The following is a 20,916-nucleotide window of genomic DNA, read 5'->3' as shown; positions in this document are numbered from 1 at the left end:
GAGAAGGGCCGCACTTACAACCACGGCACCCTGAGCGGGCACACCGCCGGCCGCTGCCGCTGCGACTACTGCCGAGGCGCCTTCACCCTCTACCGAGCCGCCCGCCGCGCGAACGGCAAGGACAACCCGCGCCCCCGACGCGTCCGCGAAACCGACGGTCACATCCCCAACGACTGGTTTCGCCGCAAGATCTGGTACCCCGCCCGGGCCGCCGCCGGCCTCAACTTCAGACCCACCATGCGCGACCTGCGCCATGCCCACGCCTCCTGGCTCCTCAACGGCGGCGCCGACCTCCAGGTAGTCAAGGAACGCCTCGGCCACGCCTCGATCTCAACAACCGAGCGTTACCTACACACCCTCCCCGACGCCGACGAAACAGCCCTAGAGGCCCCCGCTAAGACTCGGAGCAGGTCAGCCACTCGGTAGCCGCGGTAGCTGTACCCCAGCGAACTCGCGCATTACAAAGTAACGGGGTATCTCTCGCTCCAAGAGAGATACCCCCCGCGCATCTTGATGGCCGCCCGGCCCGGCCGTGTGGCACGGACGGAACCAACATCAGCGCCGATCAGGTCTCCACTTATCGACAAAGGCGGCTACGTCCTATTACCTCGAAGAGGAAACGGGAAACGCCCGTATCGTCTTGCCTCCCGGCCCGAGGGCCCGCAGTCTTACTGGCGGTGACTCCCGGCTGTTCGGACAGGCGGTGACGGAGGTTGATGTGGTCCAGCAGCCCACTGACTTCGGAGCAGAACTTCGACGACGGCGCCTGGAATCCGACATGACGCTGACGGGACTGGCCCAGCGGGTCCATTACAGCAAGGCCCAGCTGAGCAAGGTCGAGCGAGGCATCAAGAAGCCCAGCCGCGAGTTGGCTCGCCTCTGCGATGCCGCGCTCGCCGCCGATGGAGCGCTCGCAGCGCTGGTCCCCGAGAACCCTTCCGGGATTGGAGTCACCGTAGATGCAGATGGTGATGAGGAGGTGTGGCTGATGCAGTTGTCCTCACAAGGCCAAAGCCGGTTCCAGCCCATGAGCCGACGACAGGCGGTCGCGGCTGGCGCCGCGTCAATCGCGGGTGTGAGCATCGGCCTGCCTGCTATTTCCACCAACGTCGAGGACACGACGCTTGTCGGGACATTCCGATCTTTGTTCGATCAATATCGGCAGCTCGGTCAGACCACCAGCCCCGGGCTGCTGCTACCCGTTCTCATCGCACAGACCCACGCCCTCCAAGAACTGTCCAAGACTGCCGGTGCACGTACGCGCCAGGCGTTGTTACGGCTCGGGTCCCGTTACGCCGAGTACATCGGCTGGCTGGTGCAGGAAACCGGCGACGAGCATGGCGCGCTGTGGTGGACCCAGCGCGCCGTCGACCTTGCCGACGCCGGTGGTGATCACCATCTCGCCGCCTACTCACTGGTCCGGCGCGCACTCGTCACGCTCTACCGCGGCGACCCCGGGCGAACGATCGGGCTGGCCCGGCAGGCGCAGAGCAGCGATGTGACGCCGCGGATCCGTGGCCTGGCGGCACAACGGGAAGCACAAGGACACGCTCTCGCCGGCGATTACCACGCTTGCATGCGGAGCCTGGAGCAGGCCCGCGCCCTGCTCGCTTGCTCAGGGGAGGGCTCGGGCGCCCCGGTCATCGGAACCACGAACCTGACCGATCCCGCCGAGATGGTCAGGGGCTGGTGCCTGTACGACCTGGGGCGGCCACGGGCCGCCGCGCAGATCATCGAAACACAGCTAGCACAGGTGCCCGAACAGGCAGTGCGTACGCAAGTCCGCTTCGGCCTACGGCGGGCGCTCGCCCACGCAGCGGACGGCGAGATCGACCATGCTTGCCGGCTCACCCAGGAACTGCTGCCAAGGGCCACCACGATCGGCTCGGCGACCGTCGCCACCGATCTGCGTGCTCTCGCGCGCACGCTGTCTCGCCACCCCAAGAACCGATCGGTGCGCGCACTGGCACCCGAACTCGGTACCGCATTAGGGACGACCACCCGCAAATGAGGAGACCGCGATGCAGGGAGTGTTCATCAACTACCGCACTGGCGACGGCGACGAGGCGGCCGCAATACTGGAACAGGGACTGTCCCACCGGTTCGGCAAGGAGCGGATCTTCCGCGCCACCACGTCCATCCAGCCCGGCCAGGCTTACCCGGAAAGACTCCTCAACGCCGTATACAACAGCGTGGTCCTCCTGGCCATCATAGGTCCCGACTGGGCTCGCGACCCCCGGCTGCGCGACGAGAGCGATTGGGTGCGCCGGGAGATCCTGGAGGCCTTCGCCTCGAAGACTACCGTCATCCCGGTCCTCAAGGGCCGTGGAACCGCCCGCCTAAAAGCCGTCGAGCTACCGACCGAACTGGAACGCCTCGCCGATGTCCAATCCCTCAGGCTGGACCCGCGCGACAACGAGACGGACATCAGGCGTATCGGCGATTTCCTTGCCGAACTCGCCCCGGTGCTTAGGAAGTCGGACCGGCAGGCCGCCCCATCCCCCGACACCGGCTCCGTATACAACACGGCCCGCGACACCCGCGGGACGGTAATCCAAAGCCGCCACGTCCAGGGCGACGTCGGCACCGTCATCAAGGGCAATCAGGGTCCCGTCCACACCGGGAAAGGCGACATTAACCAGAACACCCAGCATTTTTCCGGTGACGGGGCGACCTACATCCACGGTGATAACCACGGCGGAGTCGGTCACCGCTTCGGCCAGGCGAGGGGAAACGAGGAGGAGCGTTGAGCGACTCTTTCGAGGCGCACGCCTCCGGCTTTCACGGAGGCATGCACGCGGGAGCGGGAGACATCAACAACATCTACTACCTGCTGCGGGGCGAGTCCTTCGGAGCCTCTCCCCGCAAGCAGCCCACGGACGAGTTGCGGTGGTTGAGACGGCGCTTCGTTGAGCCAGCGGGACTGGGCAGGGCACGAGACGTCCTGGAGACCTTCCGCAGCGTGTTCCTTGACGGGCTCCCGGGCAGTGGCAGGATCGCCGCGGCGAAGATGCTCCTGTGGGAACTCGGAGATGATCGGAGGCAGATCCACGAACTGGTGCTACAGGAGAACGAGAATGCACCGCGCATCGATCGTAGTCATGTCGGTGACGGCGACCTGGTGTGGCTGGATCTGTCCCGGGTCGCAGGGAGACAGTGGGATGAGGTCCACAACGAACTGTCCCCACTACGTGCAACGGTGCACGACCACGACGCGCATCTCGTCATCGTCCTACCGGACAAGACCGGTTCTCTCGGTTCAGCTCTGGACCAATACCGCATTGAGATACAGCGCCCGGCCGTCGATGAGGTGCTGGCCCGCTACCTGCTGGCGGAGGAGATTCCTCGACCGGCCCCGCTTCCTCCGCTACGTTTTCTGGACGCGGACCGCCGCATGGAAGAGGTCGACGAATATGTCGGGCTGATCCGCAGGGCTCGCGACGAGCACCGCGAGGGCAGCTTCACAACCTGGTGCGAGGAGGCATTTCGGGCGTTGGCCCGCCAGGCGCGGGACGTGGCCGAACGAGTGGCCGAACTCACTGCGGGCCGGCAGCGCGCGCTGCTGCTCGCCGTCGCCATGCTGCACGGAGCACATGCCGACGTGATCCACCAGGCCGGCGCCAGTCTTCTCACCGCTGTCGCACATCCGTGTGAGGACAGCCCACTCCTGGAGCGCGTCCCCCTCGACCAACGGCTCAAGGAGATCGGCGCAGAAGTCGATTCTTCCGGCAGCGTCCAATTCGAGGAGCTCAATTATGATGCGGCGCTCCGTTCGTATTTTTGGGCTCATATGCCGGAGCTCCGTGACGCGCTACAGGACTGGGTTAAGCAGACTGCCGACTCACCCGGCCTCTCCGCTGGCGAACGGAGGAGTCTGGTCGAGCGGTTCACCGAGCAGTGCTTGAACGAGCGCTACCGACCGACGCTGGTATCTCTGGTTGAAGAGTGGACCACAGATCCCACGACGACCCGCAAGATGGAAGCGGCAGCTGTGGTGGTGCAGCGCGGACTTCGGGATGAGCAGCAGGCCCGGTCCTTTCGTCGACAGATATACGACTGGGCGCGTACGGACAGCCTCTCTCAACGGCTCGCCGAAGTGATCATTGTGGCGTGCCGTGACGAGATGATGGCGCGGCATCCCGACGAGGCTCTGGTCCGGCTGCACCACGTTGCAAGGCGAGAGCGCGGAACTCGGGCCCGCGAGACTTTGATCGAGTTGGTCAGCGGCGCGCCTCGGCTCCGTCGGCAGATGCTGACCCGTCTCACAGATCCGAAGTTCATGCCAGGCAGATGGCACCGTGATATTGATCTGTTCCTGCAACTCGTCGACCCCAAAGCGCTTACCGACCCTGGACGACGCGATCACGCTCCCATCACCGAAAGCACAGTGCGCCAACAGTTGACCATCGGCTGGTCCCTGGTCTTCTCTCGGCGTCCGCACGATGTGTGGACCTCGACCATCCGGCGATGGCTGCATGTCGCCGCCGAAGACGAACGGAATCGGCACGCGCTCCTCGACGTCCTCGTAGGCGGAGGCGAGGCAGAGGCCACCGTTCTTGCTCGACTCTACGCGATGACGCGCGAGCGGGAAGCGTGGGCACCGCTTGGTGACTTGGTCATTCAGGATATCAACGCCGCCTGGGGAGCCCGGACAGCATGACTCACGTGGACGAACGGAGGGCCCCATGAACACCGGCCGGAACATCGTGACACCGTATTTGGCGGTCACCGGCGGAGCGATCCTCATCGGCTTGATCCTCTTCGCCCCCTGGCCGCTATTGATCTCGCTCGGAACGGCGGGCGCGCTCGGCGCCGGCCTGCTGCTCCTGACATGGCCAACCGGGCGACGAGCCGCCAGAACCTCGCGCTTTGAGCCCACGTCCGGAAACGCAGCCAGCCCGGCGGCGAACGTCAGGAGGTCGCGCGTCACCGACGTCCCCTTGCCGACCGAACTGCCCGACTACAACTTCCTATTCTCGGCTACGGTGATCTGGTCACCGACTCCGGCTGTGATCGACGAGTCTGCGATCAATCCCGCCGCTCTCGCGGTCGACGCCGTGGTGAAGCGTGCCCGAAAGATCACCGAGTTACGAGATCCGAGTCACGCCTCACTCGTCCGGCACGAACTGGCCGGCGCGCTTGGAGAGATGCGAACAGAAACCACAGGACGGCTTCGGACGATGGCCGAGTCGGTCCAACTCGTCCTTCCCCAAAACGATCAGGAGCGGCTGGACAAACTCGCCACGGTTCGCAAGGAAGAAGCCGTCTGGGAGCACGAGCGCAAATATGAGCTGAGCAAACGCGACTACCTCGGCGGTGACGTTCTGAAGAACCCCGGCAGCGCCGTGGTCTGGTGGCTCGCCAGGAACGGTGATCAGGTGGAGAAGACGGTCAACGACATCGGTCTTCTCGCGCAACTCTCGTCCGCCGCGAACAACAGCGATGTGCCGGAGACGTTCCACTCGTTCATCTCAGGATTCGCCGCGCCGAACGGCCAACCCGGCCCCAATGGATCAGCGGCTTGGTCACCAGATCACAAGGAGTCTGCAGGTGACCTTTTCGATGCTCTCCTTCAGGCAATCCGGTTGGATGAGCACGACCCCCAACGCCGCCTGTTCGCCCGGCAGGTGGCCGACTGGGCCACCGCGCACGGATGGCAGGAACTGGCCGAGGAATTGATACACCGATACGACACGCTGGCCGACACCGAGCCCACAGGAGAGGCAGCCGATGGAAGCTGAACTGGCCGCACTGGCAAGCAGCGGAGCAACCGCACTAGTCGGATTGATGGTCTCCGATTCCTGGGCCCGGGTGAAGGACGGATTCGCACGAATGCTCGGCAAATCCGCTCCCGCCGAAGCGCCGTTGGAGGAACTAGAGATCTCACGCGTGGAGCTTGTGACCGCTTGCCTCGAGCATGATGACGCGAAAGTGGCGGCCATTGAGAGTCATTGGCGCTCCCGCCTGGAATCCCTTCTACGCTCAGACGAAACGGCCGTAGATGCGCTGCGACGCCTTCTCTCTGCGCCCACGCCGTCTCCCGTGGAGACCATCTCCAACTTCATCAGTGGAGACATGCAATTTGGTTCTATTATCCAAGCTGGCCATATTTCAGGAGCGACTTTCCATATGGCGCCGACGTCCGGCGAGCGCCTCGACAAACATGATGCGCTCCGACCTGCTAATTAGTTAAATGGCGGGTGTTGTCGCCGCGCGAGCACGGGCGGAATGTCGCTGACGGGTCATCGGTTATGGGAGTTCAGCGGTAAGACCAGGCTTGGCCGGTTCCTCGGTAGTGCTCTACAGAGATCGGGTGGACGCTCTCGCGCATCCGGTCGGTGCAGAGATGCCTATACAGGTGGTCGATCTCGTGCCCGGCCAGGCGGGCGAGTGCGGCGTTGAGGACGACCACTACCGACTGCCCGTCCAGGCGGATATGAGCGACTTCCAGCCGGAGCGGACGAGGCACCAGGCCGCGCACGTCGAAGAAGCTGAGGCAACCCTCGTACTGCTCGTCGATCTCGGGCGATGCGTTGGTCACACGAGGGTTGAGCAGCACGAGCGGCTCGGCGTCGGGATCAGGCGGGGCGATGACAGCGGCGGCGCGGTCGATGCCGATCTGGGGGGTGGCCAGCCCCATGCCTTTGCCGAACACGTCGTGTTCGCGGACTCGCTGCATCGCGGCGAACAATTGGTCTATGACATCGTCGGCCTCAGCGGCTTCGGCGGGCAGATCAAACGGGCGAGCCGTTGTGGCCAGGATCGGTTCGCCACGCTGGACGATGCCGGCGGCTTTCATTCGGTCGCTGGCGGTCTGTAGTTCGGGACGGGGCCGGTCGGTATCGTCATCGCGGGCGCGCAACCGCCATTCCAACCTGTAGCGGGCACCCATCGGCGGGTCCTGGGTGGCCCACGAGAACACCAGCCGATCCCCGTCCTCGGTGCGTGTGATCGGAGTGCGCAAGGGGACGGCCTCTGCGGTGGTGGAGGTTTCGGTGCCCCAGACCACCGGGTCCAGCTCGGCCGGGAACACCAACTCGACCGACAGACGACGTGTCGGCAAGCGGACAGCGCTCTGGAACCATGGACCCCATCGGCCGTCGTCGACCTGGTAGCCGTACTCGATGGTCGAATGCTGGCCAGGGTAGAGGGGGAAGCGTCCGCGGTCGTTGTCCAGGCACAGCCACGCCTCTTTGAACGAGTCGCGATCTTGCTTGGGGTGCCAGTTCATCGGTTCGCCGTCGCAGGACGCGGTCAGCGCGAGTTCGTCCCAGGTGAGCGGCCGGGCCCGATACAGGGCGTTGGACTGGTCAGGTCGGCCGGGGTAGCGATCGACGCTGATGCGAATCAGGTAGCGGGTGACCGGTTCGGCGCCGCCGTTGAACAGCCGGCGCCGTTGCATCGGCCGATACGTCGTCCCGTCGTATTCCAACCGGGCATGGTCCTCCTCCACGACCAGGCCCTCGACGTTGCTCGTACCGGCGCCAGCGCCGACGGCTCGGGACGGTCCGTCGGCTCGCCACGCCTGCCACAACGAGCCATCCGCGCTGAGCACACCATCAGCCTTGCGTGCGAAGTCCTCGCTGGCTGGATGGTGATCACGGTTCGAGACATGGACTCGGGGGAGCAGACCCATGTCCCGGCCGCCCAGCTTGTCGAGCATCTCGCCAAAAGATGCCCACGGTAGAGGTAACTGTAGGGCGACCACCTGTCCGATGGCGGTGTCGGCTAGGAGCCTCTCCGGTCGTCACGATCTCGGTCTTCCGGCTGGGACTTTGCCGGTTTGCTCCCGTAACGAGATTGTGCGTCGGAGTCCGGATGCTTAAAGTTGTGTCTGTGATACCCCATTGACTGTGAGTGCACCATCCAAATTGCCTGCAGTGGGCGGAGAAATGGTTTTTGCACTCGGCTGCTCGACGGGTTCAGTAGTTTCGTTTTTCTCAAGGCGAGGAGTCGGCTCCGACTGAGAAGCGTGAGGGAACGGGATTTCGATGTAGTTGAGGAGACGCTCGAGTTCGCTGTCCAGGCCCTGTTGGAGAGGAGTGCCGTCCTCGCCGAAGGAGTCGATCTCGTTCTCTCTCAATACTTGGCCAGTGCGCTCATGGGTGACCCTGACGTGCAGGATTCCGCTGATGTCGTAGCGAAAGTGGATGAGGACAGCGTTGTCGTCCGGAATGCGCTCGGGCTTGGGGAGCCTCACCTCCAGCCGAGAGAGCGGGAAGGCGCGGTCGCTGTCGGCTGGATACCCTTCTTCTCCTTCGATGATTTCCACGTTGAGTGAGGATGCACCAGGCTTCGCAGGAGTGAATCGTTCCTCACCTCTTGCGATCAACGTGCTGTTGCGCTTGATGATCGGTCTGAATCCTTTGCGAGCTCCCGCGGCGAAGGCCGTTCCGAGGGCGTGGCTGCTGACGAGAGTGAACTGTTCGTACTTATCGGGATCGTCCAGGGCCGCTGAGTAGATGGCTGCGCCCCGGGCCACCGCCGTCATCGGATGGCATAGCCCTGGATCGACGATGCGATCCTCACCCAGAAGCTGTCCGACAGCCTCGCGGGCTTCGGGTATCTGTGATGTGCCGCCGATCATCAGGACAGAGTCAATGTCATTAGGGCCGTAGCGTAGGTCGTCTAGAGCCTGCTGGAGGGGCTCCATGGCATGTTGGATGAGCGGGGTGACCGCGGTCAGGTACTCATCGCGGGAGATGGTGACCGTGGTGCCCAACTCGGGAATGTCGAAGGGGATCTCCTTCACCTCACGGCGGGACAGTGCAATCTTCGTAAGTTCGACATTGCGCCGCCACCGCTGGCGTTCGTGGCGGGTCAGTCGCTCAGGCACCTGCCCCAGCTTTGTCAGGATGACACGGGCCAGGGTCTCGTCGAATTCCAGGCCTCCGAGCGCAGCGATACCACGGGAGGTCTGTTCCTCGAAGTACTTGCCGTCGTACTCGAGGATGGTGACGTCGATGGTGCCGCCGCCCCAGTCGAACACCAGCAAGTTGCCGGGGATGTCGACGTCGTTGACGTAGGAGATGGCCGCCGCAGTCGGCTCGTTGAGCAGGGCTTTGACCTTGATGCGCGCCAGTCTGGCCGCAGCGCGTGTCCGGTAACGGGCACCACCGGTCGCGTGTGCCGGGACGGTGACGACGGCTTCCGAAAGCTCCAGGAGATTACGTTCGCCGGCGGACTTCATCTGCGCGAACAAGGATGCCGCCACAGCGGTGCTACGGAAGGGCTGATCGGCGATCCATACGTGTTCCTCGCCCAAGTGCGGAGTTCCCGACTCGTCCGGGTCGGTACCCGTCGCGGCCCGGGCGCCCAGTAGCCGTTTGACGGCGTCGACGGGCTCGCCTCGCGTCGTCTTGGCTGCCCAGCCGAAGCACAACGTGCGCTGCAGGTCCCGGACCGAGAGGACGGACGGGAACAGCGCTTCGAACTCGGGCTGGTACCACTGGGCCGGCACGCTCTCGCTGCCGACCGGCAGCACCTCCGTACCGCCGTCGTTGTATCGGGCGACGACCGAGTTGCTGGTGCCGAAGTCGATTCCGTAGGTCAAGGCCTCCTCCCGGGCGGCTGGTCGTCAGTCTCCGCGGTGCTGAGTCTCTGAGGAAGAATGCGCGCTACTGGAACGGAACCAGGAGCCGTCGGATTCGTGGAACCTGACTTCGTGCTGGGATGAACGGGAATAACTTCGCTTTCCTTGCGGGCGGAAGGCTCCCCCGTTGGCGACGGTTCCTCCTCTGCTATGCCGTCTCCCAGGGGCGAAGCCCCACCGCTCCCTGTAGTCCGGTGCTGTACAGGCCGCCCTTGCTCCTCGCCAGCATGTGCAGCAGCGCCGGATCGCTGGCTGATCCCCTTCGCCTCTTCGATTCCAGCCGTCGTGCCGCTGTCCTTTCTATGCTGCTTGCTGCCGTGTTCCCGCGACATTCGCCCGTGGGCCTTGCCAGCGGGTAGGAGCGAAGCCTCAGCTACCTTGATCCACCCGCGTTCCACTACCCGGCCTGAGTCAGCTTCGACATAGGCCGGGGTGACCAGCTCATAGTCCTCCGGGCTGTCGGCCGACGCAGGAGATGAACCGGGGGCAACTGCCAGATTGAAGGGGGACAGGTCAGCGAGGTCCGAGACCCGGCGCAGTCCCGCATGCTCCATCTCAGCCGAGATTCGAGCTTGCAGGCTGGAGAGACTGTTCGCTTGTGCGGCGGCGCGGTCGATCACCGCCAGTTGGGCCAGGTGTCGTTCCCGTACGCGCATGCCCTCCACGATTCCAGCGCGCACTGCTTCGGTGATCTGTCGACCGACGGCCTGCACTGCTCGAGCTGTCTCGGTGTCGGTCTCGGGATCGCTCGTGTTCGGGACGGCGGTCTCGGCCAACGACGCAAGCCTCTCGTGAATCTTTGGCTCGACAGCAGCGAGCACAGATTTCAACAGCGCTGCGGCATCGTAGGTTTCCGGTTCTACCCTCGGGTGGCCATGTCCGACGGTGACCACGATCTGTGGAGAAGTAACATCGGTTGCTTTATTGCCCTTGGTTCCTTCGCGGCGTGGCCGGGATTTTCTGCTCTGGACGGACTCCTGCTTCTTCGACTCCTTGGCCGATCGCTTCCGATGATTGCGTGGATGACCTTTGTCCTTATCGACTTGCCTGACGCTGGCGCCCTTCTTGGGAGATTTGGCGGCTCCCTTAGGCTTCCTGTCCATCGCTGATCACCTCTGGAATTTAGCTTCTGTTGATCGCATTTCCGACACCAAACCAACGTAGCCGCAGGCGGCCAAGACGATGCCCTGTGCCGCGCGATTGCGAGCAAACTCCTGTTCATGGGGGGCAGGTGGCGGGGTCCTGCGGTGCATAGGCGTGGCCTCGCCGCCAGGGTTGCGGCCATTGGTTCGCGGAATCGCCCACTTATCCGGCATCAAGGGCAGTGCGAAGGGTGCCACGGGTGCCCGTCCGCGCTCCCATCCTTGGATCGCGTCTTTGGCTTCATTGACTTCGGCTTCGCCATCCGCGTCGAGGGATCTGCGCAATTCTCGCCAGCGGTCCTTCCAACCTGGAAAGCCGTCTGATACGCCGAGAGCGGCATAAGGGTTGAGTATGTGAGTACTTTGATGCTGGTCCTTCAGGGTGTGCAAAATCTCTCGGTTTGTTGCGAGGCGCAGTTGTGCCTCCTGTGGAAGCTTGTCCTCGCTCAGCGCCTGCCCTGGCGCAGGGGTGAGAACACCCAAGGCGTCATCGTACTTCGGGTCGCGTCGCGCGCGGATCACCATGAGGTAGGCAAGGGCATTCCTGGCCTCCCAACCTACTGGGGCCCGGGACTCCTCCAGCGACGTGGCGTTGTCCCAGGCAGTCCGGAGCATGACCTGGTACTTCCGTTCGTCTCCGTGTAGTCGCGCCAGGTGGGCTACCCGGATGCCTTGAAGGATCCGGCGTACCAGCAGCCACCGCACGTATGGTTTATGCTCACGCAGGCTGACCGCAGCGTTGGGCGCGAGCCGTTCCAGCGCCGGCCACAACCACCTCTGATCTGTAAGCTCCCTCGGGAGCTTGCCCGTGCGGCGTACGTTCTGCAATGCGACGGCCAGCTGGCGCTGCGCACCCTTCAGCGCGTCTATGTCCTGCAGCGCCTCCACATCGCCGCGGGCGAGCCGGGCGCTGAATTCTCGACGAACCAGCTCCTCCCGCCAACCGAGTGTTACCAGCTCTTTCCCGCTCATCCGCCGGGGGGCAAGCCGAGCCAGCAGGTAGAGACGGTGTTCCCCGCCTCCAGGGATGGCCTGGGCACTCACCCGCCCGGCGTCGATGAGGTCGTCCACCACCGATAGGGGTAGATACTCGAGTAGCTGGTGTTGCCGTTCTACGGGCATCTGGACGTACCTGATGCGCTCATAGTCTGTGTACAGTTGCCACGCCGTCTCCGCGTCGGGGTCTGCTTCGGAGCCTTCCTGACTGGTGAGCATGCCGGGCGATCGGTTGAGCAGTGCCTCGGCGCGTGCCACTTGGTGCATGGGAAGCACCGAGAGCCCGGCCTGATGGCCTTGCCATAGAAGCGAGACGGCCGAAACCGGTGGAAGCGGGAGCACTGCGCGTACCACGGCTGAAGCCAGCTCTCCCGCTGACATGGAGGCAACCGAAAGATCCAGTTGTGTTGCAGAATGCCCAGCCTCGCGTACGGTCTTTGCCACTGCAGAGGCAGCGTCGAGAGCCTGCTGCCACTGGCGTTGTGAGGTAAACCCTGGTGGAGGCTCCTGAGGGCCTGGAGGCTCCGGCGTGGTCGGCTGGCCGTTCGCCGGACGTTCCGTCTCGCGGCGTTCCGCAGGGACCTTGTCCGCTGGCTGTCGGTGCTTCCGTTGCTCGATACGTGCCAGACGCCGCTGCCGCTCACGACGCAACAGCTCATCCCGGTCGGGCACCGTTGGCCCAGAGTTCTCCTCCGGGTCGGCATGTGAAAACAACGGCCCCGTGGTCACGGCTCCTCCTCGAACGCGTTCAGGTCGCTGGTGACCACGGCCGGGGTACGGTCAAGGCAATAGGCATCCACAAAGGCCACGCGCGTGGCGAGGTCCTCCTGGGCGACGTAATGAGTCCACTCCCGCAGCCGTGAGGCCATACAGTCCGGGAGCGCGGCTTCCAATGGATGCTTGACGATCACGGCAGTGGCCTCCTCGGAGAACTCCGTCTCCACCAGGGCGAGGCTCCCGAGCGGTGTGCTCTGCACCTGGGCATCGAGTTCCGATCGGTCCTCCGCCCAGCGCTCCAGCAGGATCCCGTGCCGTTCGGCGTCTACCTGGAGAGAGGCACCGCGCAGGACGCCGATGAGGTCCCGCGCCAATCGCCAGTCCAACAGCGGGTGGAGCCGGGTGTTGGAGTAGTCGCGCAGGCACTGGTAGCAGGAGCTGCCACAGATGGCCGCGTGCTCCTCGCCAAGGGTCTCGCTGTAGTCGCCGACCGCGTCCAGGAACTCCTCGATCCGGTCGGGGGACCCCAGATAGGTACTGAAACCCGCCCCGTTCTCCAGGCTGTCGGAAAGGTACGCCATGACGGGAGAGGAGGCCGACGCCGAACCGTGGATTCCCGCCAGCAGTTCCTCTGGCTGCACGTCCAGTAGCGGTGCCGCCGCCCGCCGTAGCAAGGCGGCCAGCGAGTACCAGGCGGCGCGCCGCCCGTGGTAGGAGTCGGGGAAGCCATCCGACTGCACGGTGCGTGAGATGTCGAACCGCAGGCCCCGGCTGGTGTCGAGTGGGCCGCGGGCACCGATGAAGAGCATGTCGGTGTGCTCGGTGGCACCCAGCGCGGTTTCGAGGTCGAAGGAGGCCCGCGAACTGTCGAGGGCGTAGTACCCCTGCCATGCGGACTCCGACCGTTTGAACCGGAACAGCCGGCCATGGTTGCTGTTGATGGTGTAGCGGTCACCGGTCCCGCAGTGGACGACGAGCCAGTCATCCGCGCTGCGCACCACTCTGGGCGCGTCCTTTTCCAGGTCCGTCGCGGTACGTGAGCTGGCACCGCCCTTGCCCCATTCACGTATGCCGTCGTAGTCACGGGGCGTCCCGCCGCGAAACCCCGCCGGCTCGCGGACAGGGAAGGCGGAATAGTTGCCCTCACCCGCGCCACAGGCAGGGCAGAACTCGGATTGTGCGTTGGCCTCGGCTGCCTGGATGTGTGCGCACACTCGGCACATGGCCAGTTGCCGCTCCGGCCCAAAAGCCTCTGCTGGCTTGGGCTTTCGCAGCCCGGGAGTGAACGAAACGACTCCCATGGATCGATACAGGCGGCCGTCCCGGGGGGTCTCCGCGCCTGGTGCGAACTTGCTAAGTGCCACGCTCAAGTTGCGATCGATGGCTTCGGGGGGCGGCCAGGGAAAGCTGCGTTTGGGCAGGTCGGTGAAGAGCAGCCGGACCCGGGTGGGGAACCCGAACATTGGAAGTAGGCCGGCCTCGGCGAGGCGCTGGCTCAGCTCAGCATGGCCAATGGCTTCCACTACCTCGTCTACCTGGTCCAGGAGTTCCTTGACGCAGGCCACCGGATCCAGAGAGGCGACCGACTCGGGCGTCTCCGCCTGTAGCGCGTTCCCCACGGCTCGGATGGCTTCTTCGTTCTGCCCTATCCAATGGAGCACAGCGTCCTTATGCGCGGGCCAGTCCGCAGCAAGGCCGAACCGGCCGTGGATGTTGTGAGTCAGCTCCAAATCATTGAGGGCGGTGTCCGCAGCAATCGTGTCGAAGGCCTGGCGCAGGACCTCACCGAACAGAACGCGCTTGAAGATCACGGGCATACCCAGCGCGAGGTACGGCGCGGGGGTGGCGGCGTTGGTGATCTCCTCCGGCCGAGTGAAGTAGTGCTGGTCGTGGCTGTCCCCGCGGCATACGGTCAGGGCGATGGCAGAGGGGCTGTCCCGGCGGCCGGCGCGGCCGACGCGCTGCTGGTAGTTGAAGCGGGTGGGTGGCATGTTCGCCATAAGCACCGCGTTGAGGGCGCCGACGTCGACACCAGCCTCCATGGTGGTGGTCACTGACAGCACCTCGATGCCGTCGGTTTTCGGTTCGTCCTGCTGGTCCAGGAAGATGTCCTGAAAGCGGGCCTGCCGCGCCTGCGCGTCCAGGCGGTCGGTTTGGCCGGTAAGTTCCGCCGTGCGCAGGGGGAAGTTGCCCGTCCGGTTCCTGGCCTTCCAGGCGTAGTAGTCCTCATTGAGGACGCCGGTGAATCGGCTGTGCTCGGTGGGCAGAGGAGTTTGACATTTGGTGCACAACCCGGCCCCGCGGTGCAGATGGGGCCGCTGGCAGGTCGGACACGTCCAGAACTGGCCGTCTCCGGTGCGCAGCGCCACCTTGGCGGGGTCGATGGCGTACTGGATGACCGCAGGCCCCCACACGGAGAGAACTCGATCTTGGATTTCCTGCACCTCGACGCCGAGGCGCTGCGCAACGCGCTCCCAGTAGCGCCGCAGCGGGACCGGAGGCCTCACACTTCCGGGACGCATCTCGGTGAATCGGCGCATCTGGCCAAGAATCCGCAGGCTGGCGCGGGCCATTGCCAGATCGGAATCCTGGGGAACGTCCAGAGGGCGGCGGTCGTCAGTAAGGCTCAACCAGCCCAGACCTAGCGACTCGAAGTCTCGGCCAGCGCCGGAGAACAGGGACAAAAGGAACTCCCGCCGCAGGTTGTCGTCGACCCGCTGCAGGAACTCCTCCTGTTGCGGGGTGAGTCCCGCCTTGATCTGCCGGTTTCCAGACCAGTCGAAGAGCGTTGTCCAGCGCACCCCGTCACGTTCCTGGAGGGAAGCGGCCGGTCCACCGGGATGAGTGCCATGTTCCAGGAGCATCCCGCGCAAATCTGCCTGGAGGTCATTGAGTGACGGCAGACGGCCGAGAATGGCTTCCAGCTCCGGCTGCCTCTCCGGCTCGGCCATGACATCGTCCGTCAGGATGTCCCGAAGTGCGGAGAATTCTCGTGGGTAGCGAGCACGCAGTCGCTGCATTGCGGCCTTGAGTGCCTCTTGATCCGTGCCGCGTCGATCCGCGTAGTACTGCTTCACCAGTTGCAGGTCGGCGTGGGGATCTCCCTGCTCGGTCACGGCTTGGGCGGCCAGGAGGCGCAAGAGGTCCTGGTAGTGGCGCAATGTCAAGCCGCTGGCCAGCTCGGAGGCGGCATCCCTGCTGTCGGAGAAGGCGATGACCTTGCGTTCGTCCTTCGGTAGGTGCCCGAGCACCTCGCTGATCAGCACCTGGTTGAGCTTGTCGAAGCCAGTGCGCATCCGGCGGATGGGAGCGGCGAACAGGCGGTCTTCCAACTCCCGCCAGGAGCCGTCGGGATCCCGGTTGATCTCACGGATATCTCCGCATGCTGGGCAGCGGGTCGGAAAAGGCGGAAGTTCCCGAAGGTCCAGGGCTGGCTTGCCGTCCTTCCCACGCTCAGGGACGAGGTGGAAGGACCATCCCGTGTAGTCCACCTTCTTGTTGGCCAGCCGCCCGGTGCCCGGCTGGTAGCTGCTCCGCCGGAACTCAAAGCTCACAGAGGGGCCCTCGCTGAGGCGGGAGGCGGTCCAATGCAAGGACTCGAGCACCGGCTGATCCGTACGAGGCCAGTAGACGATGTAGTTGCCTGCGTTAGGGACCCCGCTCGCCTCATCGGGAAGTAGATCGAATTCTGGGAAGTCGGTGTGCAGGAACCCCCTGAAGGACTCCTTGCCCAGGTGGGCAGGATTGGCAAATCCGCCAAGCATGAGATCACCGCAGTTCTGGCAGCACAACAGCTCCAGCACGCGGGCACCGCAATTGCACCGCGAGGTCGGCTCGCGGAAGAGTCGGCCGACGCGGCGCCGAGGATCCTTGTCGACTGGGACCTCCGGGCATTGCGGGTCGGAGCATGCCCAGATCCCTGGGACGTTACGGAAGAACAGGTGGGCTCGAAGCTTTGGCAGCGCTGGGTCAGAGGCGTTCTGCAACGCAAGCAGCAGACCGTGCAGCGCCTTCTCTCGCACCCGCTCATCCGACACGCCCGTGAACAGTTCGTCCGCGACCTGGGAAATCGCGACTGCCCTTGGCTTGCCACCAGGCGCCAGGACACGCTTCACTGCCGACCCTGCGTGGGTGTGCTCGAGCAGTGCATCGGCTTCCGATGTCGACGGGGTCCGGTCGGCTGCGGTGGACAGTTCACTTGCGTGCGCGGTGAGGTCCGTCTGGCCGGCCCCGGGCAGGACCATCGCCCCGGGGATGACCTTGTGTCGCCCTCTGGGCAGGGCGAAGAACGTTTCGAGAAACTCGTCGTCCCGACCGGCCTCCAGCGAGGCGGAGGCCGCCAGCACCCGGAACTTTTCCGGCGTCTGGTCCAAGCCAAGCCGGTGGCGCAGGTTTCGCAGTAGATAGGCGACCTCGGTGCCGGCGGTGCCCCGGTACATGTGCAGCTCGTCCATGACGAGGGTGAAACGGGCCTCGGGGGTGTTGTGCAGCCATCGGCGGGTCGCCTCGAAGATCGATGCCTCCTGGGGACGCAACAGCATGATGTTCAGCATCGAGTAGTTGGTGATCAAGATGTCGGGCGCCGTGGCCTGCATGTCCCATCGCGCGTGCATCTCCGCGCCACCGACTCGGGGGATGAAGCTCAGAGCCTTTTGCGCGGCTTCTTTGTCGGCGTCCCCCGTGGCTTCCGCGACCTTCCCTTCGGCACGTCGCCGGCGGTTCTCGAGCTCCTCCAGGTACTCCCGGAGCCGGGCCCGCCCCAGATAGGAGTCGGGCGGACCGGCGACCGGCGTGGCGCTGGTATAACGGCCGAAGTAGAAGCGGTGGCCTGACCGGTGCTGGTCCAGCCAATCGTGGGCCTCGTCACTGTCCAGCGCACGGCGCAGACGAACCAACTGATCATCGGCCAGCGCATTCGTCGGGTACAGGATCAGTGCACGCAATGCTGCGGGGTGTCCGCGTTCGCCGGAGCGGCTCGGCACGTGCTCTTTTCCTGAGCGCCACCAGGCGGGTTGGACGGCGCCGTGGCCTTTCCAGCGGGCCGACTCGGTGACCAGATCGGCGATAACGGGCAGCATGAACGCTTCGGTCTTGCCCGAGCCCGTTCCCGCGGTCACGACGAAGTCGCGGCCCTCGCCGCACGCGGTGACGAGCGCTTCGTGCTGGTGCCGGTAGAGGCTGTCGACTCCCTCCGGCAAGGCAAAGCGAGCGAACTCCGCGGTCTGCGGATGCGCGCCGGCAGCTTGGAAGGACTTTGCCAGAGACATGCCGCTGGAGACGTATTGCGGACGTAGTTCCAGTAGTGGCTCTCGCCAGGTGCCGCCGTCGGTGTCGAGCAGGGCTCGCCGCTCGGCCATCACCGATGAATCGTCGACCCCGAAGGGGGTGTCGTAGTAGCGCATCAGAGTTTCCCTGAGCGCCTGGAAAGTGCTGGCGATGTCGCTGGATGCCTGGGAGACGCTGTCTGCCATCACTTCGCCTTCCCGGGTGCAGACTTCGGCTGCAAGACCTCGAGTTCTTGTTGGAGGGATCGCGCCAATCGCTCAGCCGCCGCGAGGGGCACGTTGTCATAGCGGACGGTCTGGGCCAGGTCACTGAAGCAGGGGTGCAGACCCGTGCACAACACGACGGCGCGCGCATGGAGCGGTGGAAGGGGAGCACCCCAATCCACGAAGAAGGTTCCGACCCGCTCGCGGCCAGTCCCCGACTCGGGACGCCACCGCATGACACCTCTTCTGAGCCGGGCAAGCTCCAGGTACACGCCGTATTCGTGCTCGGTGCTCAGCCATCTTGTGCCGCGCCGGACCTGGACCAGCCTTGACCAATCGGAGCTGCGCCACCGATACAGGCCGTCCTCGTTGTAGGAGGCGGCAGGCAGGTAGGAACGTTCTCCCAAGTCGTAACGCTGGATGGTGTGGATGTTGCCCGGCGCTGGCGGTGCCGCTTCGTCCCCCTGCTCAAGATCCGGCAGGAGGTCGAACATCTGCAGGGCCGCACATGGGGTGAAGGAGAATCCTGCGGCGGTCGCGCTTTGTGGCAGTTCATCAGGAGAGTCGTACTGCACGAGCAGGGAATCTGGGACGGGGATGTCCCCCTCAGCCACCTCGTTCATCACCTGGTGGACGATCGCCCACTCGTTCTCCGCGGCTTCTACAGCACGTTCGTCTGCGACGGTCCGGCGGCCGATGATCAGCGCTAGCCCATCCGAGTACGGCAACCGAGTCAGCGTGGGCGGGGCGATCGACCAGATTCCGCGCCGCCAGTCCACATCCAGGTGACCGAGCGCGGAGACATCACGGATCCACCGCCCCTCCGCGCCGTCGCGAATCTCGAGCCCGCGGCTGCGGGCGGTGCGCAGGATTCGAGCCCGCAGATCCGTCACCTTGCCGCCGCCGAGCTCGCTGACCCAGCGCAGCAGCAGGTTGCTGATGCTGATCAATTCTCGACCTCCTCGGCGAGGCGGACGCAGGCCTTCCACAATGGGTCACGGCCACCCTCAGCAGCCTCCAGGACAGCAGCGGCCCAGGGATGGTGCTGGGGACCGGGCTGAAAAATCGGCTCGACTGGGAAGGCCGGTTCTACCTGCCAAGTACCTTTGCGCCGCTGCACAATCCAGCCACCCGGACCGTGGAGTTCGAGTTCGAAGTAATACCCGGAGGGTGAGTCGTCGAGCCGCGACCACCATGCGGGCGGCTCCGGCTCGGCCACCGTCCAGGCACGCCCGTCGCAGGAGAGGAACACGGTCTTCTCTGCTCCCCTACGGCAAAGGGCAACGCGCGGCACGACATCCACGCCTGCCAGACCGACCTCAGCACCCCTTATCAGCGCTGCTGTTGACTGGTCAGTGGTGGTAGCGAACCCTTCGGCGGACGCTTCGGCGACGCGGAAGCCCACTACCTCCTTCGGCTCTACCAGGTCCGGGAGTCCTTCAGCGGTTATGAACGAGACCTCAGTGCCCTCGATCTCGACGGCGTGCCTGCTGGCTGCCAGTTGCCGTGTCCACAGCCGGATCGACTCACCCGGATGCGGGAACGGTGGGTCGGGCGGCTGCCCATCGAGCAGTACTTGGCCGGTCGCGCCGTCGGGCATCACGAGATCGGGCTCGCCCCCGGTCAAGTAGAGGCGTTTGTTGATCTGTGGAGCCAGCGGCAGCCCACCTTCCAGGTAGGGCTTGTACCGGGGTGCGGGTTGTGTCGCCAGCATGGCGCCTTGAACGTCGCGGATCGCCTGCTTCAACGTGATCGCGTCGTCGAAGAGAACGCGAAAGCGCAGGGACCAACCTTCTGGTACCCACGAGAGCTTCCCGGCCTCGCGAGCCTTTCCGGTTGAGGCGGCGCGCTGCAGCACGGTTTCCAGGTCTCCCTCGGCCTCGGGAGCCGCGAGGATCATGTGCTCTTCGCCGGGGACGAAGCGGTCGACGCTGGTGCGGCAGTCAAGCGGGGCGTTGTGGCACAGGACGACCAAAGACGATGGCGGACGGCTCACCGTGACATCCTCACCACGGAGCTGGACACCCTGCCGCAGCGTGTGTGCATCAGGCAGCTTGAGCCCATCTACGTTGTAGTACTCGGTGTCTCCAAGCCTGCGCAGCGTCACTCCGTCAGGTAGTGAGTACTCTGCCGCCCCCTTACGGGGAAGCCGCGCCAGCCAACCCAGCCTCCGGTTCTCGAACCGCACGAGCAACTCGGCCCGAGGAATCCCTACCTTGACGTATTCCGGCGAGCCGTCCCACACGTTGGCGAGGTTGCCCAACAGGCGTTCCACAATGGGACGAAGCTCCCGGTCCTCCATGGCACGCTGAAACCCACGTGAAAATCTCTCTCGCTGGCCCCAGTACATCAGCAGGCGCAACAGCCTGCCGCCTGGTAGAGGCCACGCTGAGTCATCGCGCTGACGCATTGCGTAGAAGAACTGTGGCAGCAACTGCCGGTCCGTGCCCCGCAGTAGCGACTGCGAGATCGCGTAGCCGATGCGGCTTTGGTTGCTGGGGAGATCCTCCGGGGAGGGAATGGTGCATAGCCCGCGGTAGGCACCCCACTGGGTCTGCCAGGAGGCCAGCCGCTGCCACATGTGTGCGATCGGGAGATAGTTGTGCGAGGCCAGGACACCATCTCGCTCGGTGAGCAACTGCGAGAACTGGTCGTGGTAGTTGCTCGCTCGATGCCGCCCATCGTTGGCCATCCTGGTCGCCGCAATGACTGAGCAAGCGAGCAGCGGCAGCACGGCCGGCGCGTCGTCGCTGTTGCGCACGCGTAGCTCGTACTGCTCGATGGCGTCGTACGGCTTCGGGCGCTCCGGCCGGACAACCTGCTTAACCGCCTGTACGAGAGGCAGGTCTACGTCGAAACGCTGCTGTAGAGCAGCTCCCTCCGCGTCATCGACGTACATGACGACGGGATGGCCGTCCCAGTCCGGGCTGAAGAAGGCCTCCTCCAGCGCGTGCTGCCACGCTGCGTACGCTCCGAAGCC

At 64.8% G+C, this 20,916-nt stretch carries 13 protein-coding genes; 6 read left to right on the top strand and 7 right to left on the bottom strand.

The genetic code is table 11. The annotated features are described in order from the left end of the window. The 6 genes from ETD96_RS18655 to ETD96_RS18630 all read left to right on the top strand — a co-directional run. Positions 1-426 (top strand): tyrosine-type recombinase/integrase (locus ETD96_RS18655; protein WP_138637741.1); only part of this gene is annotated, 426 nt, incomplete at its 5' end. Between the two features lie 292 nt (positions 427-718). After that, a complete protein-coding gene (locus ETD96_RS18650; protein ID WP_138637740.1) occupies positions 719-2,011 on the top strand; it encodes a helix-turn-helix domain-containing protein in 1,293 nt (430 codons plus the stop codon). 10 nt (positions 2,012-2,021) lie between these two features. Next, a complete protein-coding gene (locus ETD96_RS18645) occupies positions 2,022-2,750 on the top strand; it encodes a toll/interleukin-1 receptor domain-containing protein (protein WP_138637739.1) in 729 nt (242 codons plus the stop codon). Further along, entirely contained in the window at positions 2,747-4,660 is a 1,914-nt protein-coding gene (locus tag ETD96_RS18640) for a hypothetical protein (RefSeq protein ID WP_138637738.1), read from the top strand. Before ETD96_RS18645 ends, ETD96_RS18640 begins: the two co-directional genes overlap by 4 nt. 25 nt (positions 4,661-4,685) lie before the next feature. Beyond that, entirely contained in the window at positions 4,686-5,741 is a 1,056-nt protein-coding gene (locus ETD96_RS18635) for a hypothetical protein (RefSeq protein WP_138637737.1), read from the top strand. Beyond that, positions 5,731-6,189 carry a hypothetical protein gene (locus tag ETD96_RS18630; RefSeq protein ID WP_138637736.1) on the top strand — a complete coding sequence of 153 codons (459 nt, stop codon included), beginning with the start codon at positions 5,731-5,733 and terminating at the stop codon, positions 6,187-6,189. The genes ETD96_RS18635 and ETD96_RS18630 overlap by 11 nt, the downstream gene beginning before the upstream one ends. A gap of 70 nt (positions 6,190-6,259) precedes the next feature. Here the strand turns inward: ETD96_RS18630 and ETD96_RS18625 are convergent, their stop codons facing one another. The 7 genes from ETD96_RS18625 to ETD96_RS44875 form a co-directional block, all read right to left on the bottom strand. Then, positions 6,260-7,663: a peptide deformylase gene (locus tag ETD96_RS18625; RefSeq protein WP_138637735.1), complete on the bottom strand. Its 1,404-nt coding sequence runs from the start codon at positions 7,661-7,663 to the stop codon at positions 6,260-6,262. Between the two features lie 159 nt (positions 7,664-7,822). Then, complete coding sequence (locus ETD96_RS18620; protein WP_138637734.1) at positions 7,823-9,553, bottom strand: Hsp70 family protein; 1,731 nt, start codon at positions 9,551-9,553, stop codon at positions 7,823-7,825. Next, positions 9,550-10,695, bottom strand: coding sequence for a hypothetical protein (locus ETD96_RS18615; protein ID WP_138637733.1), 1,146 nt, complete (start codon positions 10,693-10,695; stop codon positions 9,550-9,552). Before ETD96_RS18615 ends, ETD96_RS18620 begins: the two co-directional genes overlap by 4 nt. A gap of 6 nt (positions 10,696-10,701) precedes the next feature. Then, complete coding sequence (locus ETD96_RS18610) at positions 10,702-11,988, bottom strand: hypothetical protein (protein ID WP_171069101.1); 1,287 nt, start codon at positions 11,986-11,988, stop codon at positions 10,702-10,704. Positions 11,989-12,455: 467 nt separating this feature from the next. After that, complete coding sequence (locus tag ETD96_RS18605) at positions 12,456-17,918, bottom strand: DEAD/DEAH box helicase (protein ID WP_138637731.1); 5,463 nt, start codon at positions 17,916-17,918, stop codon at positions 12,456-12,458. Then, complete coding sequence (locus ETD96_RS18600; RefSeq protein ID WP_138637730.1) at positions 17,918-18,886, bottom strand: hypothetical protein; 969 nt, start codon at positions 18,884-18,886, stop codon at positions 17,918-17,920. Before ETD96_RS18600 ends, ETD96_RS18605 begins: the two co-directional genes overlap by 1 nt. Further along, positions 18,883-20,916: hypothetical protein (locus ETD96_RS44875; RefSeq protein ID WP_171069100.1), on the bottom strand; the 2,034-nt coding region annotated here is incomplete at its 5' end. The genes ETD96_RS18600 and ETD96_RS44875, both read right to left, overlap by 4 nt.

Origin of the sequence: Actinomadura geliboluensis, assembly GCF_005889745.1 — a bacterium.
Classification (GTDB): Bacteria; Actinomycetota; Actinomycetes; order Streptosporangiales; family Streptosporangiaceae; genus Spirillospora; species Spirillospora geliboluensis.
Note: the sequence above shows the minus strand (reverse complement) of the source record. Positions and strands in the feature narration are given on the sequence as shown.